The sequence below is a fragment of the Saliphagus infecundisoli genome (assembly GCF_020177375.1).
In the GTDB taxonomy this organism is placed as follows: Archaea; Halobacteriota; Halobacteria; order Halobacteriales; family Natrialbaceae; genus Saliphagus; species Saliphagus infecundisoli.
The window spans coordinates 1-24241 of sequence record NZ_JAIWHV010000040.1; the positions used below are offsets into that span (position 1 = coordinate 1).

Here is a 24241-nt window from a genome sequence, read left to right on the forward strand (position 1 = left end):
TACGGATCGCGGAATCTATCGATTCCGGCGATCCGCCAATCCCCAGCGCCACAGTTGGTTCACCATTGAGAGACCACTCATGAGACTGCTACGAAATCGGTCTGACGGAAGGTCGCTATCCAACTACCGAGGATATACGATTTGTTGATGAGTGCAGCGATCACGAGAATCGGCACGTCGTCTTGCTTGTCTGTCTTCGGCTCGTAGTGGTGCAACTCCAGCATGTCCTCAGTAGAGACGACCTCACTCGGTGTCTGACCCACCTCAACGGTCGAAGCTTCGTCGAGTCGCTCTTTTGTAACCGAGAGCTTGTGGAGCGGTTCTGTGATTGTATCCACTATCTCGCACGAGCGGTTACGCATCGGTGCGACCGGATTGAGTGGAAAATTAGTAAGTGTTGACATTGGTGTCTGGATATTGCGAAATGGCCGGGCCGAATGGGATTCGTGTCGTTTGTGCTGATTCAGCGTCGATTCACCGAATGGAGCGTCAATCCGCGAGCGAGGTCAACTCCTCAACGTCGGGGATGGATTCGCTCGCGACGGTAATCTGCTGCATGCGCTGTTCGTGTTTGTTCGTCGCGTAGTCGGTGAGTTCTGTCGGTGTGACGCCTTCGTCACCGGCGCGCTCGTAGCTCGGAATCGCCGCCTGCACCAACGGCAAGAGGTCACCGACAGTCTCCTCGATGACGGCTGGCTGTACGCGCTCGGTCTGGATGAGTTCTTTGAGCTTTGCCATCCCGAAGCCGACGTGGCGGCCTTCGTCGCTGCGAATGTAGGTGAGGCCCGAGACCAGTCCCGGCAGATGGGGAAGGTCAGGATAGGTGTCCTCGTCGAACTGGCGCGTGAGTCCGTAGTAGCCGGTCTGGGCGAGGATACCCTCGACAGTCATATGGTAGTGTGAGTACGATTTCGCGCGGTTTTCGGGCGTGTCCGCATCGAGCAGTGTGGCCATTGCAGCCTCGTTGCGCTCGAACAGCTCGTCGTATTCGTCCGAGAACCACCGCTCGTCAGCCGGCGAGGAGTGTTCCTGCCCACGGTCGTCCTCCGCCGCGTGGATCACTTCACGCCAGTACCGGTCGAAGAAGTCCGAGTGTTTGGCCTCTTCGTAGAGTTGGGTCGTGATGAACAGCTGGTCCTCGAAGTCATCGAGCGTGACCGCCAGCGGTGCGAGATCTTCCGCAACGGCATCCTCTCCCGCACCGAACAGCGCGAGCGCGCGCTTCAATCCCTCGAACGCTGCATCGTCGAGTTCGCCGAGTGCCTCACGGTCGGCGTCAAGGTCGATGTCGTGAGGGTCCCAGTGTTTCTCAACGGCGTGGCGGTAGTATCTGAACGTCTGTGCATCAGTATCGATCTGCATCGGTGCGTCAGTGGTCGCCATTACAGCTACGAGTAGGCCTCGTAGGTGAACGAGTGTTGAGCCTAACTCGTTGTGGTATTTATCAATGCCGTTCGTCGAGAGCGACAGTATGCCGAATGAGTCGGTCCTGTGCGCGGCGAAGTCGTTCGGAGACTGACGGTGCGGACACGCCGAATTCAGCCCCAATCTCCGCTAAGGAGCCAGTTCGCGGAATCGAGAAATAGCCCGCTTCGTGGGCAGCAAGCAACGTTTCGCGCTGTTTTGGCGTGAGGCCATACTCGTCGTCGGTCTCGGGTGAGGCTTCGAATATCTGGTCGAGTCGAAACGTAATATCGTACGTTTCACAGGAGTCGTAGAATTCGGCGAGTTCCTCACGGTCGGCAAACCGGATACGTGCTCGCCATCCCGTCGGCGTGATTGTCGCGTTGATTGGGGCGGTATCCAATCGAACGAACTCAGTGTAGATGGCTGGCGGTTGTTCGGATAACTCCACGCGATAGAGACGACGATTCTGTGTCGTTCCGAGTACACTGTACGTCGCCACCGCCGTCTCGTCGAGCGCCGGTTCGAGTGTATCGAATGTTCCACCTTTGGCCCAGAAAACGATCACCGGCCGGCTGCGCTCGGAGATCAGAATGTCATCAATTCTGAGAGTTGAGTCCGGAGCAGTAGCGGCAACCGCTGTTAGCGGTAATCGGTCCGAGATCAGATCGAACTCGACAACGAGAGTCATTGGTATTCGAGAGAAGAGAGACTCTCTTCAGCAATAAAAGAGCCTACGTGGTGTGAGATGTTCGATTCAAACCCTCTCAACGATAGACCCAGCGAGGGCGCGGGTGTAAACCAGGCCAATTATATGACTGTCAGCAGTAGTATCGGAGTACCCGACAAAACCTATGGCACAGCACTCACCGCACCACAGGACGTGATTGACTGGGCAACACTGCCCAGCGTCTGCTTGTCGGGTGACTCGTGGTGGCGGGTGAGACAGATGCCATGGGAGCGAACTCACATTCAGAGTCGGACGCGGATTCACCCGACACGGACGCACGTATCGACGCGAAACCACCTGCCGCGAACCGATTGAACGACACGGCGGAGATGGTTGCGGCGGCTCTCGTCGCTGACGCTACCGATTATCACGGACAGACTCGGTTTTTCGAGGACGAACTCGACGGGACGGACGATGCTCTCGACGGATTCGTTGCGGATGTTACGACTATCGGACAGTCGCAGTGCGAACGCGCGACGGACTACGGTGACATCGAGATGTTGGTCTCCCGGCTCCCGATTGAGCATCTCACGTTCGCCGCGCATGATTCGTTAGCGCCGTACTCGGGACCGTATCCGATGGCGCTACTGGTGCGGGCGTTCATCATCGAGGAGATCAACGGCTGGGACGAGACCGCCCTCCACGACCACCTCCGAGCAAACCCATCTCTCCGCCGCAGGCTCGGGTTCGAGACACTCCCAAACCAATCGACGTTCTGGCGCGCGTGGAACCACCGCTTCAGCGAAGCTCTCCGCGACGCCGTACAGGCGTGTGCTGAGGGGATTGTGAAGGCCGCACGCGCCTGCGATGTCTCCGTACCCGAGCGAGTCAGCACCAGCGAGGCGGGCGAATCAAACTCCGTTGACTGTCCGGAGCGCCAACTGCTCGCACAGAAAACCAACGAGGTGTGGCAGCAGGCGAAACCGTTCGTCACGGATGCGTTCGCGCTTGACCGAGGACCGAACTGGGAGATTCACGAGAACGCTTTCTGGGAGCAGCACGCCTACATGGGGATGCGCGAGGACATGTACGCGCGCAGCGGTCCAGCCTCGTTCTCGCTTGATACGACACGCGAACGTATTCCAACTGGATCGACCCACCGCTACCAGATCGGCAAGCACTCGGTTGCGGACATTCGCACAATGCTGCGGAACACCACGCGGATGATCATCGCCCGCGCCCGACAGAACGGCGAACTCACGGGCAAGCTCTGGGCAGCCATCGACGTGACCAAGGGATTTCCGTTCACTGGTGACACCGAGGACCATGAGGACGATATCCTCGGACACAGGGATGGAAACGAGTATTACCAGTGGGCGGTGCTCAAGATCGTCGGGATGGACGTACCGCTTGTCCTCGACGCCATCCCGCGCGAACGAGGTCAATCGAAAGACGAGATCGTGGAGAAACTGCTCGAACACACGACCGAGATGGTGAATCTCGACCTCGTGATGATGGATCGGGAGTTCGATAGCGGTCCAGTGAAGGATACTTGCGAAGAGTATGGCGTTCACTTCCTGAACCCGACGCGCATTTTCGAAGGTAGTGACGAGGCCGAGACCATCGCGTGGATGTACCGCAACGGCAAACGCTTCCACGTCGTCGAGGAGGAATCCGATGACGACATGCCGACACGCAAGAAAATCTATCTCCCGCAGCACTCGAACTCGGGCGGTGACGACGATGACGAAGACGACAGTCTCTCGGCAGTGTGGACGGAGCTGTGCGGCGAGTGGGAGTTCGAGGACGTGGACGGTGAATCAAGCGAGCGGATGTCGTTCTCGCGGCTGCTCGCGGACATCCAGCGCGAAGAGGAAATCGAAGAGCGCAAGGAGAAAGCGCAGGACGGAGACGTGGACACATCCGAGACGGTAGTGTTCGAGACGAACCACCCGTATGTGACGGCGCGTGATGCCGACGATCAGCAGATGGACGGGAAGGAATTCATCCACATGATCGAGCGGCTGATCCGGTGGTATCGCCGTCGTTGGGGTATCGAGAACGGTTTTAAGAAGCAGAAGCATTTCATGGTGCGGACCACCTCGACCGAGAGCGACTATCGGTTCTTCAACTTCGCGTTCGCGTGCGTGCTGTATAACGTCTGGCGACTCGTCGATTTACTCGTGAAGCTCGCCATCGACGGCGAGAACAGGTCGTACAAGCCACGAGTGGATGCGAACCAGTTCCTGACCGTGGCGAAGCAATTCTACGGTCTCGACCCACCCGACTGACGCCGCCACTTTCCCGTGTCCGCCCGACTCGTGAGCGGCGGCGCTGTTTCACGCCACTTTATTTCGCATTGCAAGGGTCCGATACTGAGATGATGACTTGATGGTGATTCCCGTTCGTTTACTACACGCGAGCGAGTATTAGAATGAATAGGAAGGCTGTGCATGACAAATCAAGCTAGCCGACATCAGTTGCACATCGAGTCGCAAATGGTGTTTTCTCGGGTGACTGAATCGATGCCAGTTCCCCGTCCGATGCGCACTCATCTAATATAACTCACAGTTTCACTTTCACTCCGATAGGCTACCACATTTAATTGTGGCCTCCATTGTCAATACCGGAGTCCAACATTCCATGAACGCCAAAGCCACTGATTTCGTCATCAACACCGTTACTGACCTCTCTGAGTCAGTACCGTTCTACCGAGACATCCTTGGATTAGAGCTTGAAATGCTTAATGAAGAAGGAGGGTTTGCGGAGTTTGCGCTTCCGCCAACCACGCTCGCGCTTGGTGAAGCAAACCCTCAGATGCCTGTCTCTCCGGGAGAAGGCGGCACTAGTATTGCGATGGCAGTCGATGATGTCGAAGCTGCCACCGAAGAACTCCGAGATGAGGGAACAACTGTCCTGATGGACCCCGTCGAAACTGGCGTGTGTCACATGGCGATGGTTGCCGATCCGGACGGTAACCCAATTATGCTTCACAAGCGAAACGATGGCACACACGGACGGGTTGATCCATTCCCTTGATCTCCGAGTATAGTCGGTAGCTGTTTGCTGACTACACTCTTTATCTTCCATAATGCTTCTAACAGTTGGCGGGGAGGTTGTCTGATGGGAGTATGAGGACTTCTGCTAAACACTATAGCTGCTCGCGAACGGCCCGATACTTCGATGGGGCATGCCCAGTTGGAAAGACTGGCCAGTCATCGGTAGGCGGCTCGAGAACTCTGTTGTACCGCTCGAGGGCCGTAGCGGCCCGGGGAGCTGGGCGTACTCGTACGCTCGTGACTTCCCAAGAACGCGTATAGCGCCCGCTTCGAGCTCGACGTCCCTCCATGTGATGCCCATCCGCTTGTCGTCCGAAGGCTCCGAGAACACTTCTGCGCCACGGACGCCCGAAAGCCCCAGTAGATAGACGATCGCCCGATCGCGAAAGGCTCGCTCCCGGCTGACGTTTGTGCCATCCTCGAGGGCGTCGTGGGCTCGTTCATCAGCGTAACGCATGATCGCCTGCCGCTCTTCCTCCTGCCAGAACTGCCGGTCGGTGTTACCGAGGTCTTCGGGAAGCTCGTCGGTTGCGCGTTGGGCTTTCGCTGGGTTTGTCTCGAGGAGTTCGTCGGCAACACAGAACGTGAGAAACGCCCGGACGTACGCGTAGTAGGTCGTCGCGGCGCTCGCTTTCAGATCACCGTCACGAGCTCGCTGCTTCAGGTGACGGGCGTACCGCCGGCAGTCGATGACTTCCAAGCCCTCGAGCGTCGTCACACGACGTTCATCACGAAGCCAGTCCTTCCACGTCGCAAGCGTCGATTGGAAATTCTTGCGTGAGTTCCCAGCTTCGACGCTGTCGAGATACTGCTGGATGGCCGTTTCGACCGTCGTTTCCCCGGGTGTAGCGCCGTCCTCAGTGGGTTCCATCTGTTGTGCTCACCCGAGGGCGTGGACCCTTGTAAATCCACTGTGTACAACCTCTCTAATACATAGTGGGGTGTAAAATCACAAATCGCCCGAATTCAGGCGGTATGAGGGCTAAAAGCTAAGAATCGCCATTAATAAATCACATAATGATATACAGATTTGAGAGGATTTGAAAGGAAGATGGGGCTACAGCTAGTATAGCCTTCTGTACTTTCTATGGCGGGTTACTCGCGGCGTTCAGCGGGTTGTAGGAGCCTGCATGATACGCAACACGCCATAACTTGAGAACAGCACGAGTGACGAGTGCTTCGACAGACTGCTTGATGCAGGACTCTTCAACGTCGTCAGGATCAGCGGTGGCATCAGGAGGTGGGTGATATTGCTCATTTCTCGGAACATGGATGTAGTCTCCGTCATGAGAATGCTTCCCCCAGCGGAAGTTCACGCCATCAGCGTCCGTGTAGTGAAATTTGTAGTCTGCTCGGGTCGTCCATTGAACATCAATCTGGGCGGATTCGGCATGACAGAGTCCATCCTCGAGCGGAACTTCCAGAGCTGTCGGATTGAGGTAGTCATCTAGCGATGGCACTGCAAGCGGTTCTTCTCTATCGATGATGTCACGAATCGTGAGGAGCGCTGGCCGATCGATCGGTCCTCGGAGCGAATGGGACTCATCTGTCTCATCTCTCTTCACCATCTCTTAGACAGGAATACTACCGTCGGTTGTCCGTGAGTCATTGTCAACAAACCGCTCGGCGTTCGCAATCGAGAGCGCAGCATTCGCGAAAGCAAGATTTCGGCGCGTCGTCTGCCAGTTTTGGAGTGTCTCAGCGTCGATATTGGACTGACTGGAGTCAGTCTCGGAGAGAAGTTGATTTGTCTGGTCAATGGTCACCTCCTCGGGTGAGTCGACACCGTATTCTTCCCGGTAAATGTTGAGCTGATCACGCATCTCAGCGATACGTGTGACGAGCTCGTCAGTCGAGACGTGTTCGAGGATGTCTACTGCCTGCTCAACGACGAGTGATTCCGCCGACCGCTGATAGGTCGTCCCGCCATGTTCCCCCGTTGCAGTATCGACGAATCCCTCATCGGCAAGGGCGTTCAGATGCTTCCGAGCCGTCTTCGGTGAGGTCCGTACGTCTTCAGCGACAGTATCAGCCGACACGGGCGAGTAAGTGTGAGCAATTACGTGGCGAACGCGCTCGTAGGGAGTTGTCTCCGACTCCCACTCGTCGCTAACCACCTCGTTGATGTCCTCAAATTCGTCTGGTAGAGTTGTGTCGCCCATGCCTTCACTACCGAGACAGAGGAGTATAGTTCTTTAGTGAAGTAATATCCTCCTCTATTTGGGGTGAGTTCAATGCGTATGTATTGAGTGTTCCAATCTCAACTTCTAGCCAGGGTCGATCGATACACAGTTTCAGAAAGTAGAACGCTACCAATCGATTGACTTTGGGCTCTATCGGTCCGAACCCGTATCCCCTCGTCACTGTTCACCGCTTTTCATGCTTGAGCTGATACTTGTATTCGAGGCAAAATGTAGAGGTGATACCGACGATGAATATCGTAGAATTCTCCGCAAGCGAGTTGCCGGCGACTGCATTTCCAGCATTCCCATTTCCGACCCGAGAGAGAACGAGCAACTATGCTCAGTGATTCCGACTCGAACGGTATTCGCGTCTGGCTCGTCGAGCGGACGTACTCCGACGACGAACAGAATCTCATCATCCTTACCTACGCGACCCCGGACGGCGAACAGTACTACCGCAAGGAACGGGCGCTCACTTCCTTCACCGATGTCCGCGACACGACGGCCGCCGTCGATGCCGACCCAGACAATCTCGGTTCGGTCAATGACTCCGATCTGCAGGAGCAATACGCCGCCGAGGCCCAGCGAATGCAGGAGGGACACGACCCCGACGACGTAATCTGACTCCGGTCAACACGATGGCAGCACCGAGCGACGTGTTATATCCAGCCACCCTCTATGCGTGGGTATGCGCGAACTCGTCTTCGCCCTTGAATACGAGCCGGGGTGCAACAGGGTGGCGGACGCCCTCGCCGACCACCCCGATGCCCGCGTCCGCTCGCTCTCGTTGCACGCTACTGCCGAGCAGCTCTGGCGAGTCGATCACGCCACCGGAACTCCCGACGCACTCGACGCCATCGAGGATGCCTTTCTCACCACTGACTACTACGCTGACTGTCTCGCCACCGAGGACTGCAACGCCACCCAGACCACCAACGTCCTCGACCGCACGGATGACACGCTCGTCCTCTACTCCGACTGGGAACGAACGCCCACCTGCGCGTCCGTTCCTCATATCGCCCGCGACTACCTCGGCGACGGCGTACTGTTCGAGACACGTCACGAAGGGCGTCACTACACGTGGCGGCTCATCCACTCCGGTGAGGGCGACGTGGCGGCGTTCTTCGACGCCCTCGAAGCCGCTGTCGGGGACTGCGCCCAGATGGAGATGCTCCGAGCCGCGGACACGACGACGTCAGCGGGAGGAGTCGACGAGACGCAACGTGACCTATCTCCGGAGCAGGAGGCAGCACTCCGGGCAGCCGTCGAACACGGGTACTACGAGTCCCCACGCGAAGTCGACGTCGGCGAACTGGCCGAGCATCTCGGTGTGCCACGGTCGACGCTTACCTACCGACTCCGCCGAGCGGAGGAACACTTGGCGAAGCAGCACGTCGCCGGCGAGCGAGTGCTGGAAGAGCCGTCAGCAACACGCTGATTCCGATTTGGAATATTCCAACAAACGCTTATCGAAGTGACGCCCCTACCGTGAGGTAATGACAGAGAATCCGGATGCAGCGGACCAGGCGAACGAGGGCGGGCAGCAACGGGAGCTCACTGCCCGCCTCGTCGTCCCCGAAATGGACTGTCCATCCTGCGCCAAGAAGGTTGACAAAAGCCTCCAGCGCGTCGACGGCGTCGTTGAGACAACGCTCCAGCCGACCACCGGCACAGCCAACATCACGTACCACCCCGACCGCACCAGCGAGGCGGACGTGGTTGAGGCGATCGAGGCCGCTGGGTATGAGGTCGTCGGAGGGGCGGATTCCGAGGATGATAAGCTAAAGGAGGCGGCCGGTGACGCCAACATTGCGCCACCGTCGGAGGTCTGGACGAGCCCGCGCGCGAAGAAGACGTGGCTCGGTGCAGCGTTCGTCACACTCGGTCTTCTCTTCGAGTTTCTCCTGACGGCACAGAACATCGCGCTGGCGAGTGTCCTCGACTACCCGCTTCACGTCGCCGACGTCCTGTTCCTCGGCGCCGTTGCCGCCAGTGGCGTCCCCGTTATCCGGAGTGGATACTACTCGGCGAAGAACCGGAGTTTGGACATCGACCTGCTGATGGGAACGGCGATCATCGCCGCGACCGGAATCGGCTACTTCGTTGAGGCCGCGACGCTGGCCGTCCTGTTCAGTATCGCCGAGTTGCTCGAGGACTACGCGATGGACAGGGCGCGAGACTCCCTGCGCGAGCTGATGGAGTTGTCGCCCGACGAGGCTACCGTCAAGCGCGACGGCGAGGAGGTGACGGTGTCCGCCGACGAGGTTGAGGTGAGCGAGACCGTGGTCGTTCGCCCCGGTGAGAAGATCCCGCTTGACGGCACGGTCGTCAAGGGCGAGAGCGCGGTCGATCAGTCACCGATCACCGGCGAGAGCGTCCCCGTCGACAAGATTGCCGGCGACGAGGTGTACGCCGGCACAATTAATGAGGAGGGCTACCTCGAGATAGATGTCACGTCGACGGCGGGCGACTCGACGCTCTCGCGCATCATCGAAATGGTCCAAGGGGCACAGGCGAAGAAGACCGAGACTGAACAGTTCGTCGACCGCTTCTCGGGCTACTACACGCCGCTGGTAGTCGTGCTGGCGATCCTGACTGCCGCGATCCCGCCGTTGGTCATCGCTGACCCCGTGTCAGTCGACGCGGCTGGATATGGAATCAGCTTCGCCGGCGACTGGCAGACGTGGTTCATCCGTGGGCTCACCTTGCTAGTGATCGCCTGTCCGTGCGCGTTCGTCATCTCGACACCGGTCTCCGTGGTGTCGGGCATCACGAGCGCCGCGAAGAACGGCGTCCTGATCAAGGGCGGCAACTACCTCGAGGCGATGGGCGAGGTCGACGCCGTCGCCCTCGACAAGACGGGGACGCTCACGAAGGGTGAGCTCGCCGTCACCGACATCATCCCGGTCGGCGACACCTCGGAGGGCGATCTGCTCCGCCACGCCGCTGGGCTGGAGCGGCGCAGCGAGCACCCCATCGCCGCCGCGATCCTTGATCGTGCAGACAAGGCAGGCGTGAACGATTTACTCGACTCGGCTGGCTTCGAGAGCCTGACGGGGAAGGGTATCTGTGGGGAGATCGACGGCGAGACGTACTACGCGGGCAAGCCCGCGCTCTTCAAGGAACTTGGCTTCGACCTCTCGCGGGCGCGGCGCCCCGAGACGGACGGCGGCGCCGTGGCGGAAGATACGGCTGAGTCAGACGACGAGGCGTTCGCCGAGGACGCACTCGCCACGCTGGAGCGGGAGGGCAAGACGGTCGTCCTCGTCGGGACGGAAGCGGAGCTGCTGGGCGCCATCGCTATCGCCGACGAGGTGCGCCCCGCCTCGAAGCGGGCCGTCCAACATCTGCAGGAGCTTGGTGTCGAGCGCGTCGTGATGCTGACCGGCGACAATGAGGGCACTGCGCGGGCTATCGCGGAAGAGGTCGGCGTCGACGAATACCGCGCCGAACTCCTGCCGGAGGAGAAGGTTGACGCTGTCGAGAAACTGCAGGCGGAATACGGCGAGGTGGCGATGGTTGGCGACGGCATCAACGACGCGCCCGCACTCGCCACCGCGGAGGTCGGCATCGCGATGGGGGCGGCTGGCACCGATACCGCCCTCGAGACCGCCGACATCGCGCTGATGGGCGACGACATCGGGAAGCTGCCGTACCTCTACAACCTGTCGCACACGGCCAACGACGTGATCCGGCAGAACATCTGGGTGAGCCTCGGTGTGAAGTTCCTACTCGCGCTGGGCGTTCCGCTGGGACTGGTGAGCGTCGCACTTGCGGTCGTCGTCGGCGACATGGGGATGAGTCTTGGCGTCACCGGGAACGCGATGCGGTTGTCACGGATCGAGCCCAACCGGTTCCCCGACACCTGACGTCTCCTTTCACCCTCCAAGTCTGCTGTACTACCGGAGCTGTTCCCGGAGGCCGTCTTCCTCGACTGGAGGATCGAGCTCCCCTTGTTCCCTGGCATTCACTCCATCAGCTCTCTGAGGTCCTCGCCGAACCGCCGGCGTAACACCTTGATCGTCTGGCACCACTCCGTGATCCCTGTATGGTCGAGGTAGAGGCAGAGATTTGTGCCCAACACGGTCACAATCTACCGGTACTCCCAATATCGAAGAGCACCACATCCGAGGCAACCCATTGTGAACACGGATCCAGTATATCGTGAAGTCCAGCAGTTTCGTCAGCGGTGGCTCTGGGCGCTTCTCAGTGGGACCGCGCTGCTCATGCTCGTGTTTGGGCCTGTCTCATGGCCCGGGCTCGTCATCGTTGGGGTTGTCGCCGCGTTCGTCTACAGTCTTCGCCTCGAAACGGAGGTCAGAGCTGATGGGATCTACCTCAAGATGTGGCCGCTTCATCGGTCGTTCCGTCGAATCGCCTGGTCAGAGATCGACCAGTATGAGGCGAGAACGTACAGGCCTCTTCGCGAGTTCGGTGGCTGGGGGATTCGCTGGGCATCGGGGAAGCGTGCGTACAACGTCAGCGGCACCCGAGGCGTCTGGATCCAGCGGACGAACGCTAGTGACGTTCTCGTGGGTTCACAGCACGCAGACGACTTTGTCACTGCGATTAATGAGGTCTCTACGAACTAAGTAGGAGCAGTGTCATGACGAATAGTTTGCTCACGAATTGAGAACCTCGGCCGCAACCACTGTTCAGGCCCCATCAATCAAGGTAAAACGCTTAATGAGGAAGATTTCAGCTGGTTCGTTGTGAAGAGGGTTGGAGGATCGATCCAACTGAACAAACTGTACCGGCTACCCACCTTGCATCGATCGCCCCCGTGGACGGAAGCTATGACCGGGCGGACTCGATGGGTCTGATCTGGTCGATGACGACCGAAGACGGCGAGCGGCATCGATTCGAATTCACACCGCTCGGGAGCCACGATGTCACGTTCACGGCCGAAGCCGACGACCGATCTGCCACGGAGTCGGTGACGGTCCATCACGGCGATCCCGGCGTGACCCGACATACGGTCGATGAGCCCGGGATCGAGGGGGCGTGGTTCGAGCCGGAGGGGTCCGGAGCTCACCCCGGGGTCTTAGTGCTCCATGGATCGGGCGGGACACCGATGGAGACGACCGCAGCCCTGCTCGCGTCCCACGGATTTGCGGCGTTTACACTCCAATACCTGGAGGTGATCGATCTCCCTGACCGACCAATTGGGGTGCCCGTATCATACGTTCACCGGGCAGTCGATTGGTTCCGCGACCGAGACACGATCGCTGGCGATGGGCTCGGGATCTACGGTGCCTCAATGGGCGGACAGCTCGCCTTACTGTTCGCAACTCTGGATGAGGAGATTGACGCCGTCGCCTCGGATGCTGGAGCGAACGTAGTGTTCTCGAGCGGTGAGACTGCACCGTGGACCGTAGACGGCGAACCTCTCCGCGGATTGGCATCCGGGAGGAACCGCCGGAGACGTGGGACCGATACGTCGACGGTGCACCGGTCAAGCGGGAAATGTGGATCCAGATGCTCGAGGCGGCGAGTACCGATCAACGGCGTGAGGCTACGATTCCCGTCGAGGAAACCGAGGCCGCCTTGCTCTTTGTATCGGGGAGCGACGACGCGATCTGGCCGGCACCGGCCTTTGGAAACATGGCGCTCGCGAGACTCGATGCCCTCGAGTATGACCGGGAGTACGATCATGTGGTCTATCACGATGCAGGTCACTATATCGGGTATCCTTATCGGCCAACCACATGGCGACCCGTCGACGGAGGGCTGGTAAACGGCGGTGATCCCGCAGCCCACGCCGACGCGCAGGCCGCCGCATGGCCACAGGTGCTCGATTTCTTGGACGAGGAGCTCTCTACCGGCGAGCCGAGCGATCATTGCGAACGAGGTCACCAATGACGGAAGATGCCTCACAACGGCAGTCGAACGGACCGGCGGACGCTAGCGACTTCGAGATTGAGGCTCCGGACCGTACTAGACCGGACGAACCAATTACTGTCCGTATCCTGGGAGCTCCGCCGAACGAAGTCATCAATTTCGAGGCGGCAATGGAGGACGAAGACGGAATCGAGTGGCGCTCTACGGCGACGTTTCGAGCGACGGACGAGGGAATCGTCGATCTCGCAAAACACGCACCCGAGTCAGGATCCTATGAGGGTGTCCGATCCATGGGCTGGTGTTGGTCCATGGAGGCCGTCGATCCCGATCAACTCGTCACGGCCCTGATGACCCCCGAACCCACCGAAGTCCGGTTCGAAGCAACGGCCGGAGACCGAAGCACTGAGCGAACGATCACTCGAGCGATCCCGGAGGGTGTATCCCGAACTGAGTTCGGTCCAGAGGATCTCTCGGGAGTCGTCTTCGAACCGGCCGGCTCCGGACCACATCCGGGCGTGCTCGTGTTGCACGGGTCGGGCGGCACGCTGCCGACCTATTCGGCTGCACTGCTTGCCGCTCACGGCTTCGTCGCGGTTGCACTTCGGTACTTCGGCGACGACGAGGTGGTCCCTAATGACCTGAAGCGGATTCCACTCTCCTATTTCGACGAGGCTGCGGATCGGCTCCGAAATCGGCCCGATGTGACCGGTGAACGAATCGGCCTCGTGGGCCACTCTCGGGGCGCAGAGGTTGGCCTCCTACTTGGAGCACAGCGTAACTGGGTCGGGTCGATGATTTCCTATGTTGGAAGCGGCGTCATCTGGGACACACCCACCGGTGCGCCCGCATGGGTCGACGACGGAGAGCCGGTTCCTGCGATCTCTGGTGAGGAGAAGCCGACACTACTGGAGGGGCAGTTAGACGCTGCCGACGAGGACCAACGGCAGGCAGCGACAATTCCAGTCGAAGAGATCGATGGACCAGTCCTGCTCATTTCGGGCGGCAAAGACCCGATCTGGCCAGCGCGTCGCACTGCCCAGATGGAAATCGATCGGCTGGAGCGGGCCGACTTCGAATATGCGTACGATCACCTGACCTACGACGACGCGGGACACTTCATCACTCCTCCGTATTTACCGAAAAGCCATCACGTCTTCGGAGGAACGCCTGGAGGGATGGCCGAGGCCGACGCAGATGTGTGGCCGACCACTCTCGAATACCTCCAGCAAGGACTTTCCCCCAAACAGAAAAAACAGGAGTAGCAGTGATGCCACGAGAGACTCAATAGCGATCCAGAGACAGTCGACAAGTGGTTGCCTCACCCCTCACGACCCCGGCCGTTGGCCGGCGAGTCCACCACATCTTTATTTGATTGTGCTACTATGGTATTACCATGAAGTACGCCAACGTCAGCGTGAAGTTCCCCGAAGAACTCGACCGAGAACTCGAGCAGTTCCTCGAAGAGACGGGTGTCTACACGAACAAGAGCGAGTTCATCAAAGAGTCGGTTCGCCAGCACCTGATTGCGTTGAACAACGAGCCGGCGATCGCTGCACTCCGTATTGAGCAGTTACTTGCTCGCGCCGAACAGGACCCGGTGAACGATGACGACCTCCATGCCCGACTCGACGAGCTTCGCCAGCGGGTCGACGAAGAGAACGTTACCAGTGCGGTTGAAGGGGCTCGCGAAGAACTCGCCGACGAGTACGCCGATCACGCGTGAAGATCCTCGACACGAATCTCTGGGTATTCGGAACGCTTGGGACAAGCGAGCGAGCAGCCCGGCTTCTCGACGAGATCGAACACGGAGAGACAGTATCGGCGATCAACGCCTACATGGTCCAAGAGGCGCTCAACGCCTTCGACCGGACGCCTGGATTGACTGCGAGCGAACGAGACGAGGTGAAGACTCTCTTTCTCACCCGGCTTACTCGGATGACCGGGCTCCTCGAGGCACCCTCCAGTCGCGACATCGCCGACTCGTTGCTCGATGAACGCCGAGCACATACTCAGACACAACTGCTGGCCAGAATCACCGGCGTCCAACCAAAAGACATCCCCATCCTTGTTCTGGCATTCGAGCATCGCGATCGAGAACCGACGATTCTCACAAACGATGCCGACTTCGCTGCGTTCGCTCCGACCGAGCATTCCCTCCAAGAGCTCGGGCTTGAGCACGTCGCGTGAGTGCGTATGTTCGGTCGTCTCTCGAAAGAGATCGAGTCCTGAATAGATAATCGGATTCCAATCCGTCATCGAATGTTCGGATTGCCGACTATCGTACGCAAGCGGTTTCGACCAGTGAACTGTCGAACCGTGAGGAGTCCGAGATGAGCGACCAGATCCGCGGCCCGGGCCTCGACACTTGCCCCCCATTGTAGCGAGGAGAAGACATCCTATCCCCAGCACTGGAACCAGAGCGCGAGCTGCAGCTACCCGGCACTCAACCGACGGATCCACCACATCGTCACTGGTGCGCTCATGGGCGACGGATCGCTCGAGGGACGCGAACGGACCAAACTCCGCATCGAGACGACGACTCGAGAGTTCGCGTTGTGGCTCCACGAGCAGTTCGACATGGCTGCTGGGAGCCTCCGCCGGTTTCCGCAGGACGGCCCCAACCAGGACGTCTATCGCGTCTCAACGATCGCCCATCCCGAGTTCAACCCATATCGAGACTGGTATCGAGACGGCGAGAAGCGTATCCCCGACCCAGTCCAGCTCCGGCCAGCGTCGGCCCGCGTGTTCGTTGCCTGCGATAGCTCACTCTCGTTCGGTGGCAACGACCACCCACGGTTGACGTTCTCCGCCGTTGACGACGGCTATCGCGAAGACCTGGTGCGCACACTCTCACGACTCGAGATCGGGACCACGCCCCGGGTGGGCTCGCGTCGCGTTTCGATCGACGTGCCTGACGTCCCGCGGCTCCTCGAGTGGATCGGCGACCCCGTCCCAGGCGTCGAACACAAATGGGCGACCTCGCAGTCCGACTACGATCGTCTTCGCGACCGGCAGTAACACCTCTAAGCGTTCGTGTGGAGGCAACACGCTTCAGAGCCCGGGAGCACATCATACGAAGCTCATAGACCATCAGCGACGAGATGGACTATAACGGCACACATTGAGGTTTTTATGCGAAGACGGGGGCAGGCTCGCCGATGGCCCCAGAGTACGCCCTCAATCGCCAAGACGAGCTGTTGATCGCCGTCGCGCTCGCCGAGTAAGCCCGCGAGTGGGAAGAGATCGAGCCCTGGAACGCCGAACGAGCATGGTTTCTCTGCTGTGTCGTCTGCGAGCGTCACGGACTCTCGCCGAGCGAGGCGGTCCTCGAACTCGAGTAATGCCCGGCCCAATTGATTAAGCGCCTGCTCGACGACGTCGGCTCAGCTTTCCAGCCCCTCGTAAAGCAGATGGTCCGCACACAGCCGCTCTACCCGATCGCTTACCTCCCGTCGAACCGCCCCGTCGTCGGGAGCCTCGAGTACGCGAACGATACAGTCGGCCACCTCGTCCATCGCGGCCTCATCGAAGCCGCGGGTGGCCAGCGCGGGCGTGCCCGCCCGGATCCCGGAGGGGTCCTTCGGCGGACGCGGGTCACCGGGGACGGCGTTGGCGTTCAGGACGATTCCACAGTCCTCGAGTGCGTACTCGGCGTCTTTCCCGAGGAGGTCGTGGCTTTCCCGGAGATCGACCAGAACAAGGTGGGTATCGGTGCCACCCGTCGAGAGTCGGCAACCCCGATCGGCGAGCCCGTCGGCAAGTGCGCGGGCGTTCCCGACGACCCGCTCGGCGTACTCCCCGAACTCTGGCTCCAGTGCCTCGCCAAAGCCGACAGCCTTTCCCGCGACGTTGTGCATCGCGGGCCCGCCCTGAACGCCCGGCATCACGGCCCGATCGACCGCCCCGGCAAGGGCGTCGTCACAGAGTACGAGGCCGCCGCGACCGGCCCGGATCGTCTTGTGTGTTGAACCGGTGACGAGGTCGGCGACACCGACCGGGGAGGGATGGATCCCTGCCGCGACGAGGCCGGTAATGTGGGCGATGTCGGCGAGGTGGGTAGCGCCGACGTCCTCGGTGATAGCCTGGATTCGTTCCCACTCGACCTCGCGTGGGTACGCCGAGTACCCCGAGACGACGAGGTCGGGATCGACGGCCTCGGCTCGCTTCCGGAGCGCGTCGTAGTCGAGATAGCCCGTCTCCGGGTCGAGACCGTAGCGTTCGACGTTGTATATCTCGCCCGCGAGGGCCGCATCGTGGCCGTGGCTCAGATGGCCTGCGTTCCGCAGATCCGCCGAGAGGATCGTGTCGCCGGGCTCGAGGACCGCGAGCATCGCCGCCATGTTCGCCTGCGTCCCGCTGTGGGGCTGGACGTTGGCGTGGTCGGCGCCGAACAGCTCTGTGGCCCGGTCGATTGCGAGCCGTTCGAGCTCGTCGGCGTGCTCGCACCCGCCGTAGTAGCGGTCACCGGGGACGCCTTCGGCGTACTTGTTCGTGAAGACGCTTCCCTGGGCCCGCAAAACCGCGGGGCTGGCGTGGTTTTCGCTCGCAATCATCGCCAACGTCTCCCGCTGGCGTTCGCGCTCGGACGCGAGTATCTCCGCCGTTCGCGGATCGCTCACCGGTTCGTGGGTCGTCACGTTCGGACCCTCGGCCTGATATAGTAAGAGTTCTATCACGATACGGGCGTAACGGTCACGATAGTTACACTGGTCCGAGACTTTACGGTGTGGGCAGCCGTTCACGTCTGCATGGAGCGACTGGCGGTCCCTGAACGGGTCCACGCGATGCCGGTCGGATATGAGGTCGATCGGCTCGTCCTCCCGGCGGTCGAACTCGGCGCCGACAGGGTCGTCCTCCTCGAGCCCGACTCCGAACGGGCCCGCGAGTACGGCGATGCCGTCCGGGACGGGTTCGACGAGGCGGACATCGACCACGAGACGGTTCCCTGTGACGTGTTCGATCTCTACGACTCGATCGGCTCGATCGCGGAGGTCGCCTCACGGTTCGAGGACGTCTCGGTGAACATCGCTTCGGGGAGCAAGGTCTCCGCGGTCGGTGGCGCCATCGCCTGTATGGCCACCGGTGCGACGCCGTACTACGTCCGGGCCGAACGGTACGGCGACGAGGCCGATTCCGTGAGCGAGGGGGTCGAAGCGATCTACGAACTCCCGACGTATCCGATCGATCGCCCTTCGCGCGAACACGTCGAGGTTCTCGAGTACGTCGCGGAGAACGAGCCCGTCACAAAGAAGCGCCTCATCGCCGTTGCCGAGGATCGAGAGCTGCCATTCATCGCCGGATACGACGGCAGCGGCGAGAAGGGAAAGTACCGCCTGCTCGAGCGCCACGTTGTCTCGCCGATCGCGGCTACGTCGAAGTCGAGGACGTCGGTCGGACAAAGCGGCTCTCTGCCACCGAAAGCGGTCGGAACACGTTGCGGGCGTTCTCCTATCTCCTCGAGGCGGACGAGTAGTTTTCCGGGTACGACTGGGGCACCCGTACGTATCAAATAGAGGAAGCTGAGAACGCGGGTCTGAGAACCGTTGTGTGACTTCCTCGCATATAATTATCGGCCCTTAGGGACCGTGGCTTTACCTCAGACTGCCGTGCTCACCTTCGATTCGGCCGTCATTTTGGGGTTCTGTTCGAGCGTTTCGATCAGCTCTTGAGCCGTGTTGCTAATTCGACCGAGCCGGTCAGAGACTGCTTCGGGATCGTCACCGCTCCATGCAGCGAGATAGAACGCCGAGCCGCTCATATCTACCTCGAAAAACCGCCCGACGACGTAGGCGACGGCTTCGGCCTCGACTTCACGTTTCGCCCGCTCGGTGGTGTCGTCGACGTCGAAGTGGATGAGTGCGTGGGCGTACTCATGGATGAGCGTACTCGCGAGGTCGGCCCGGTTCTCTCGATCTTTGACCTCGACTTGCGGCTTCATAGTCATCATACTCCGGCGTTTACAGACCCCCTTCGCTTCCCCGTGGCTCCACTCGTCTGGAGCCACAATCCGCGCCTCGACGCCGAGCGAGTCTGCACTCTCGAGGAGAACCGGCACTAGTTCACCGGGATCACCAGTTGCCTCGGTTTCGAGGTCGGGCAGGGGTTCTCCCTCGGTTTGGGAGATATCGAACACAGAGGCGGGTCGAAATCCGACGAGGCCTTTCGACCACTCTTCGGGCGGCGTCTCGTCGTACTCACAGTCGCTATTCTCATGATAGCTCGGCGAGTTTTCGCACTCGGGACACTGCTTGGTGATGATCGGCGCCCAGATCCAGATCGCGCTCTCGCCTTCCTGGACGTGGCGGTCGAACTCGTTGCGCCACGTGTTGTACCCCGCGACCCGAGTCGCCTCCGGACACTGGAGCTTGATGAGAAGAGAATTACGGTGGGAGTAGTCGTGGAAGCGACTCTGGACGTCGAGCCACTCTTGGAACTCCGCACTGGCCGCCGCCTCGTCGACGTCGGTAGCAAGGTCGTTGACCCATGCTTCGATCGTACGGTTCATCTCGTCGCTTCGCGTCTCCGTCTCACCGAACGAGACTGGTTCCTCCGCTGTCTGGGACATTTTTGAAAACCCTCCACCCCTCCCAGGGGGTCAATCAACACCACCGGGGGGAGCACACCAGTTTTCAAGTGAAAACCCGCTCACTGTGGGATGAAGACGCTGCGTTCGTCGACGGCTTCCTCGAGCTGGTTGCGGGTCCGGTGCTCGAAATAGCACTCGTGCGAGCAGTAGCCACAAACCTCGCCCGTATCGTACTCGGCAACGACTGGGCCACGATCGGTTGTCCACACGTTCGCCTCACAGGCTTTACAGGCTGCACTCGAAAGGTCGCTCGGCGTCGGCCCCTCGTACTCAAGAGGCGAGCTTCCATCGTGGGGTCCCGTCTCGGGCCAGACGCCCTGTGCTTGCCAGAAGAATTTGATTCGCCCGAGACTGTGGCGGACGAGTTTTCGGACGGTGACCTGTTCGGCGTCACGACCACTGTCTTCCCAGCCGTCAGCGGTCCAGAACTCCCCGAACTGCGCCCCACGATGCAGCCCGTTCCAATCAACGCCGACGATCTGAGCAGGCGGATCCCCGGTGAGCGTTGGCCGGGTGAGCTGCTCGATTGCGTGGAGTTGTTTGTGTGGACTGCCGCCGAGGAGGTGGACGCGCCGCCCGCGCCAGTCAACTGGATCGGAGAACTCGTGAGCAAGGAGGTCTGCGGCTCCACACGAATATCCCAGCGTGATATCGTCGGGAATGACGTCGAGTGCCTCTCGACACTTGGGGGCGATGATGATCTCAGTGTCGGGATACTTGTCTTGGAGCGTTCGGACGGCCTGGACGTATTCGTTGGCCTCTTCTGGAGAATACGCATCACCAACTACGCCGACGTCGGGTTCACACTCGCGAAAGTGCTCGATGTACCGATCGAGGTCGGGATTGCGAAAGTCGTTATCGAGCATCCCCACCGAGAGCTCGAGATCGAGGTACTGGCCTTGCTGGTAGGAACAGTCCTCACGATAGCCAGTGAGAAACCCCATGTTCGCAGCGTCGACGGCGAACGGTGCACGGTGGAGGAAGGCGACGTACTCCGCCTGTCGAGCGCGTTCGACCTCTGGAGCGGTGTCGCCACTACTCGTCGTGGGGTGTACTGATCGTGACATCGGTTAGTTCGCGGAGAGGACGGCGAGTTGCCGCTCAGTTACCCCACGAGCGGAATCGCCGCCGGCACGTGTGGGGTAACTCTGAGGGATCCAGTTCGACTCTCTCAGCACTCAGGAGAGTGACCAACACACCATGCCGTGCCGATCGGTTAGTGGGCGGCCCAGCCGAAGAAAAGCCAGACGTCGCCGTGCTTGCCCTCGAGTCCGTGCTGTTCACGATACCGTTTGGCAGCCTTCGTTCCAGAACAGTTGATCGCCCCAGCGGGACCGCGCTTGCGCTGGATTCGCTGATCTCCCTGGTCGATCAGTTCACGAGCGAAGGTCAGTTTCTGCCGGCCCTTGTGCTCGCTCTCGGGGATCACGGTGAACGACGTTTTCTCGGCGATCGTTCCCGTGTAGCCGTTGTGGCCGTGCATGTGCTTAGCGTCCTCGACGGCATTGGTGAACGCCTTGTCAGCGGTTGTGCCGAAGGCGAGCGTCTCGAAGGTGACAGCGCCCATCAGCGGGCCTCCATCTCCTGTTCGAGTTCGCGTTCGATCCGGGCCTCGTAGTAGCGATCCGGATCTGCAGGTGGTTCGGGCTCATCAGGTTCGCAATCCTCGGGATGGACGCCCGGTGGAAGATTGTCGAACATCAGTGCTCGCCTCCGCTTGCTAGTCTGTGCTGTCATTTCTGACTGACGTGCCATCTGTGAAACCCTCCACCCCTCTCGGGGGTCGACCAACACCACGAGCGGGCGTGATGACGTGCGGATGTCGTAGTGGGCGTATTCCTCATCTCTGCTGTCATCCTGTTTTCAGAACCACTTTCACTCTGGTTGGAAAGGCTATTTACACTCGCCGCTCTTCATCGCAACTACCGACAGACAGCGTGGGAAACGGACCCCGCTGCTCGGGCCGAGTACAGCGAAGAGATCGCGGAATATCCGAATTGGCAGGAGGTCGTTCGACGTACTACTATGTGTCCACTCACGCAGCGAGTCAAAGCAGCCGTTGATCGCCGCAAGCCATCCGCTCTCCGATATGAGTGTCGCCACTGTGGAACCACCGTTGACCGTGAAACTGAGCAGTGCCCGGTCTGCGATTTGACGGAAATTGCGAGCTACCCCGTGTAGCCACCAATTCGCTATCAGAGGAGAGAATTTGGTTGCTCGTCTGTTGAGTGCCAGAGGGACCGAAGAAAAAAGCGATAAACCCCTCGCACTCGAGATCTGAGCATGAACGAGGAAGTTGGACCTGGTGATGAGGTCGAGATCGTATACGAATCAACGCGGTCAGGGAACACGGTCTCACGAACGGGAACGGTTGTCCAAGCCCCAGAAGCGAACGGGAAGACCGTGCTCTTCGTCGAAACTGACGACACCCAACTCACTGGCGTCACATCCGACTACGTGTTCAGCGTCTCGACCACCGAGAGTGGTACCGATGCCGATGACGACTCCCGAATCCAACGAACCGTGTCCCTTGGGCCGCTCGCATCCGTGAGAAGTCGATAGCTCAGTCGTCTTCAAGAGCTAGCTCGAACTGCTCGTTTTCGGTGACCGCGTTGAGAACGACGCTCGTATTGGATTCGTTGATATCGGGATCGGTCAGCAAGGCCTTAATCTGGTCGTTCATCTCGTCCGTGTCGGTGAACCTGCCGATGGCGATCACGTCGTAGTCGCCCGTGACCTCGTAGACATTGGTCATCTGCTCGAAGTCGCGAAGCCGATCAGTAATGTCCGGAAGGGCCTCTCCTTCGACTTTGAGCTGGATGACTGCCGTGACGTCGAAGCCGAGCGCATCGTAATTGAGCCGGGGAGTGAACCCCTCGATGACACCCTCCTCTTCGAGGTCTGAGAGATGATTCGAGACGGTCGTCACCGAGACATCGAGATCCTCAGCGAGGCTCCGGAGACTCGCTCGGCCGTCATCCAACAGCGCGTTCACGAGTTCTGCATCGAGATTCTCGTACGTCATCACTCTGGACTATACGACCCACCTACTATACTGTGGCGCGTGGTCATCTGACGAAGAGACAGGGGTGGTTCCTCACTCAGGGTGGGAGTAGCCTTGGCTCGAGCTACCACACTCTATATAAACGGTTGGAATAGTCAGGGCTACAGAGCAACGGGTCAGGAGATGTATCGATGGACAGGATCGATCCGGGTGGCCCCGCAGTGTCGGCCCGGACCTATCCGTTCCAACCATGACCTATACCCAGCTAGCCGATAGTGGCGGTGTGTCGCTCGTGTATCGGGCGCCCGGTCGAACGGAAAGGTCCGATCGAACCGGGGGTGAGACGGCATGACGACCGTCACCGAACTCGTCTTGACCTCCAACGAGATCGCGCTCGCCGAGACGTTCGAGGCGCTGCCCGACCTCGAGATCCGGATCAAAAGCATCGTTGCCGAGGGGCCCCAGCAAGCGATGCCACTCGTCTGGATCGCCGGCGAATCGCAGGCTGCAATCGAGGATGCGCTTACCGACGATTCGTCGGTCGCGGAGTTCGACCGCCTCCTCGAGGACTCCGAGACTGATGAGAACCTGTACCGGATCGAGTACGCCGCAGGCGTCGGCAACATGTGCTCGGCAATTTTCTCGAACGAGGGGACGATCCTCGACGCCCAGTGTTCGGCCAACAACTGGACGTTCCGCCTGCTTTTCCCCGAGCGGAACCTCCTCTCGGAGGCTGTGGGCGAACTCGAAGAACAGGGGATCACCGTCGATGTCAAGCGGATGGTCGAGGCCGGCCGCAACGCAGATCTTGAGGAAACCGCAGCACTCACCGAGGCTCAAGAAGAGGCAATCAACGAAGCCTACGACCTGGGCTACTACGACGTTCCTCGCCGAATCTCCCTTGAGGATCTCGCAGCCGAGCTCGACATCTCCCACCAAGCACTCTCCGAGCGCCTCCGACGGGCGAACAAGGTCCTCGCCAGCGAACAGATCGGACAGCCCGATCGGGACGGGATCGCTCACTAACGCATAGGGTTCCGCTAACAACGGAGTGGTCCCGAACTGGATGTTCTGGTCGTCTTCGGCCGGTGGAGCCAAATCACGGAGATACGGGATCGTATCGGAGGCGGATCGCCATGTCCGTCTCACACCGGCTGCTCCGCGATCCTCACTTATGGGTTGACGACGTCGAAATCAGCTGGTGAATCCCCATATCCGATCGTAGCTCGTTCGACCCAGAACTCGGCATGGGGTTGCATTTCGAGTACTGCCTTCCACGCTCCCTCTGGACCATCGTGCGGGACTGCGCTGATACGGCGGCCGGTCTGTTGGTCGTCTCGCTTGTCCCATAACGACCACTCCATCAGGACCCTACCAAGTCTCGTGTTGTTGAGTGCTGAGACAGGATTGGTACAGACAGATAGATAATACGTTTGCAGTCGAGCGGGGTGTTTTTAGCAGATTTATTAGATAATTAGAACAGTCTATGTTTAA

General features: G+C 59.9%; 24 protein-coding genes and 3 pseudogenes. 15 read left to right on the forward strand and 12 right to left on the reverse strand.

The features are described from left to right. Positions 1 to 128 precede the first annotated feature (128 nt). The 3 genes and pseudogenes from LCF40_RS23610 to LCF40_RS21190 all read right to left on the reverse strand — a co-directional run. A pseudogene (locus tag LCF40_RS23610) lies at positions 129 to 362 on the reverse strand (class III poly(R)-hydroxyalkanoic acid synthase subunit PhaC); the annotation flags it as partial. Positions 363 to 489: 127 nt separating this feature from the next. Continuing rightward, complete coding sequence (locus LCF40_RS21185; RefSeq protein ID WP_008422292.1) at positions 490 to 1383, reverse strand: ribonucleotide-diphosphate reductase subunit beta; 894 nt, start codon at positions 1381 to 1383, stop codon at positions 490 to 492. A gap of 61 nt (positions 1384 to 1444) precedes the next feature. Beyond that, on the reverse strand, positions 1445 to 2095 hold the full coding sequence (locus LCF40_RS21190; protein ID WP_008422294.1) for a helix-turn-helix domain-containing protein: 651 nt from the start codon (positions 2093 to 2095) through the stop codon (positions 1445 to 1447). Positions 2096 to 2463: 368 nt separating this feature from the next. Between LCF40_RS21190 and LCF40_RS21195 the strand changes: the two genes are divergently transcribed. Then, the gene (locus tag LCF40_RS21195; protein WP_008422300.1) at positions 2464 to 4365 is read left to right on the forward strand and encodes a transposase; all 1902 of its coding nucleotides are present in this window, start codon (positions 2464 to 2466) and stop codon (positions 4363 to 4365) included. Positions 4366 to 4717: 352 nt separating this feature from the next. Further along, on the forward strand, positions 4718 to 5113 hold the full coding sequence (locus LCF40_RS21200) for a VOC family protein (RefSeq protein ID WP_224830134.1): 396 nt from the start codon (positions 4718 to 4720) through the stop codon (positions 5111 to 5113). 105 nt (positions 5114 to 5218) lie between these two features. Here LCF40_RS21200 and LCF40_RS21205 read toward each other — a convergent pair whose 3' ends face one another. The 3 genes from LCF40_RS21205 to LCF40_RS21215 form a co-directional block, all read right to left on the reverse strand. Continuing rightward, a complete protein-coding gene (locus LCF40_RS21205; protein ID WP_224830135.1) occupies positions 5219 to 6004 on the reverse strand; it encodes a tyrosine-type recombinase/integrase in 786 nt (261 codons plus the stop codon). 214 nt (positions 6005 to 6218) lie between these two features. Continuing rightward, positions 6219 to 6701, reverse strand: a complete 483-nt coding sequence (locus LCF40_RS21210) for a toxin-antitoxin system TumE family protein (RefSeq protein WP_224830136.1) — start codon at positions 6699 to 6701, stop codon at positions 6219 to 6221. Between the two features lie 3 nt (positions 6702 to 6704). Beyond that, the gene (locus LCF40_RS21215) at positions 6705 to 7295 is read right to left on the reverse strand and encodes a DUF7342 family protein (protein ID WP_224830137.1); all 591 of its coding nucleotides are present in this window, start codon (positions 7293 to 7295) and stop codon (positions 6705 to 6707) included. 357 nt (positions 7296 to 7652) lie between these two features. On the opposite strand from LCF40_RS21215, the gene LCF40_RS21220 reads away from it, so the two are divergent. The 10 genes and pseudogenes from LCF40_RS21220 to LCF40_RS21260 all read left to right on the forward strand — a co-directional run bounded on the left by LCF40_RS21220 (position 7653) and on the right by LCF40_RS21260 (position 16175). Continuing rightward, complete coding sequence (locus LCF40_RS21220) at positions 7653 to 7940, forward strand: DUF7967 family protein (protein ID WP_224830138.1); 288 nt, start codon at positions 7653 to 7655, stop codon at positions 7938 to 7940. Positions 7941 to 8004: 64 nt separating this feature from the next. After that, positions 8005 to 8754, forward strand: a complete 750-nt coding sequence (locus LCF40_RS21225) for a helix-turn-helix domain-containing protein (RefSeq protein WP_224830139.1) — start codon at positions 8005 to 8007, stop codon at positions 8752 to 8754. 58 nt (positions 8755 to 8812) lie between these two features. Continuing rightward, on the forward strand, positions 8813 to 11185 hold the full coding sequence (locus LCF40_RS21230) for a heavy metal translocating P-type ATPase (protein WP_224830140.1): 2373 nt from the start codon (positions 8813 to 8815) through the stop codon (positions 11183 to 11185). Positions 11186 to 11458: 273 nt separating this feature from the next. Next, entirely contained in the window at positions 11459 to 11908 is a 450-nt protein-coding gene (locus LCF40_RS21235; RefSeq protein ID WP_224830141.1) for a hypothetical protein, read from the forward strand. A 182-nt stretch (positions 11909 to 12090) separates the two neighbouring features. After that, positions 12091 to 12654: pseudogene (locus LCF40_RS23905) on the forward strand (acyl-CoA thioesterase/BAAT N-terminal domain-containing protein); the annotation flags it as partial. A gap of 140 nt (positions 12655 to 12794) precedes the next feature. Further along, entirely contained in the window at positions 12795 to 13178 is a 384-nt protein-coding gene (locus tag LCF40_RS23370) for an acyl-CoA thioester hydrolase/BAAT C-terminal domain-containing protein (protein ID WP_263623798.1), read from the forward strand. Further along, positions 13175 to 14419 carry an acyl-CoA thioesterase/bile acid-CoA:amino acid N-acyltransferase family protein gene (locus LCF40_RS21245; protein WP_224830142.1) on the forward strand — a complete coding sequence of 415 codons (1245 nt, stop codon included), beginning with the start codon at positions 13175 to 13177 and terminating at the stop codon, positions 14417 to 14419. Before LCF40_RS23370 ends, LCF40_RS21245 begins: the two co-directional genes overlap by 4 nt. A 131-nt stretch (positions 14420 to 14550) precedes the next feature. After that, a complete protein-coding gene (locus LCF40_RS21250) occupies positions 14551 to 14880 on the forward strand; it encodes a ribbon-helix-helix domain-containing protein (RefSeq protein ID WP_224830143.1) in 330 nt (109 codons plus the stop codon). Then, a complete protein-coding gene (locus tag LCF40_RS21255) occupies positions 14877 to 15344 on the forward strand; it encodes a PIN domain-containing protein (protein ID WP_224830144.1) in 468 nt (155 codons plus the stop codon). The genes LCF40_RS21250 and LCF40_RS21255 overlap by 4 nt, the downstream gene beginning before the upstream one ends. A 276-nt stretch (positions 15345 to 15620) precedes the next feature. Next, positions 15621 to 16175: a hypothetical protein gene (locus LCF40_RS21260; protein WP_224830153.1), complete on the forward strand. Its 555-nt coding sequence runs from the start codon at positions 15621 to 15623 to the stop codon at positions 16173 to 16175. Positions 16176 to 16540: 365 nt separating this feature from the next. On the opposite strand, the gene LCF40_RS21265 is transcribed toward LCF40_RS21260, so the two are convergent. After that, positions 16541 to 17794 (reverse strand): serine hydroxymethyltransferase, encoded by a 1254-nt coding sequence (locus LCF40_RS21265; protein ID WP_224830145.1) that lies wholly within the window; start codon positions 17792 to 17794, stop codon positions 16541 to 16543. A gap of 147 nt (positions 17795 to 17941) precedes the next feature. Between LCF40_RS21265 and LCF40_RS21270 the strand changes: the two are divergent. Further along, positions 17942 to 18630 (forward strand): annotated as a pseudogene (locus LCF40_RS21270) (HFX_2341 family transcriptional regulator domain-containing protein). Positions 18631 to 18753: 123 nt separating this feature from the next. On the opposite strand, the gene LCF40_RS21275 reads toward LCF40_RS21270, so the two are convergent. The 4 genes from LCF40_RS21275 to LCF40_RS23375 all read right to left on the reverse strand — a co-directional run bounded on the left by LCF40_RS21275 (position 18754) and on the right by LCF40_RS23375 (position 21444). Next, a complete protein-coding gene (locus tag LCF40_RS21275) occupies positions 18754 to 19722 on the reverse strand; it encodes an ArdC-like ssDNA-binding domain-containing protein (protein WP_224830147.1) in 969 nt (322 codons plus the stop codon). 80 nt (positions 19723 to 19802) lie between these two features. Continuing rightward, positions 19803 to 20810 carry a DUF6610 family protein gene (locus tag LCF40_RS21280; RefSeq protein WP_224830148.1) on the reverse strand — a complete coding sequence of 336 codons (1008 nt, stop codon included), beginning with the start codon at positions 20808 to 20810 and terminating at the stop codon, positions 19803 to 19805. Between the two features lie 149 nt (positions 20811 to 20959). Then, positions 20960 to 21310, reverse strand: coding sequence for a hypothetical protein (locus LCF40_RS21285; RefSeq protein WP_224830149.1), 351 nt, complete (start codon positions 21308 to 21310; stop codon positions 20960 to 20962). Continuing rightward, positions 21310 to 21444 (reverse strand): hypothetical protein, encoded by a 135-nt coding sequence (locus tag LCF40_RS23375; RefSeq protein ID WP_263623797.1) that lies wholly within the window; start codon positions 21442 to 21444, stop codon positions 21310 to 21312. Before LCF40_RS23375 ends, LCF40_RS21285 begins: the two co-directional genes overlap by 1 nt. Before the next feature lie 582 nt (positions 21445 to 22026). On the opposite strand from LCF40_RS23375, the gene LCF40_RS21290 reads away from it, so the two are divergent. Continuing rightward, a complete protein-coding gene (locus LCF40_RS21290; protein ID WP_224830150.1) occupies positions 22027 to 22305 on the forward strand; it encodes a hypothetical protein in 279 nt (92 codons plus the stop codon). Position 22306: 1 nt separating this feature from the next. On the opposite strand, the gene lrp is transcribed toward LCF40_RS21290, so the two are convergent. Then, a complete protein-coding gene (gene lrp / locus LCF40_RS21295) occupies positions 22307 to 22768 on the reverse strand; it encodes an HTH-type transcriptional regulator Lrp (protein ID WP_224830151.1) in 462 nt (153 codons plus the stop codon). A gap of 327 nt (positions 22769 to 23095) precedes the next feature. On the opposite strand from lrp, the gene LCF40_RS21300 reads away from it, so the two are divergent. Further along, positions 23096 to 23773 carry a helix-turn-helix domain-containing protein gene (locus LCF40_RS21300; RefSeq protein WP_224830152.1) on the forward strand — a complete coding sequence of 226 codons (678 nt, stop codon included), beginning with the start codon at positions 23096 to 23098 and terminating at the stop codon, positions 23771 to 23773. Positions 23774 to 24241: the final 468 nt, after the last annotated feature.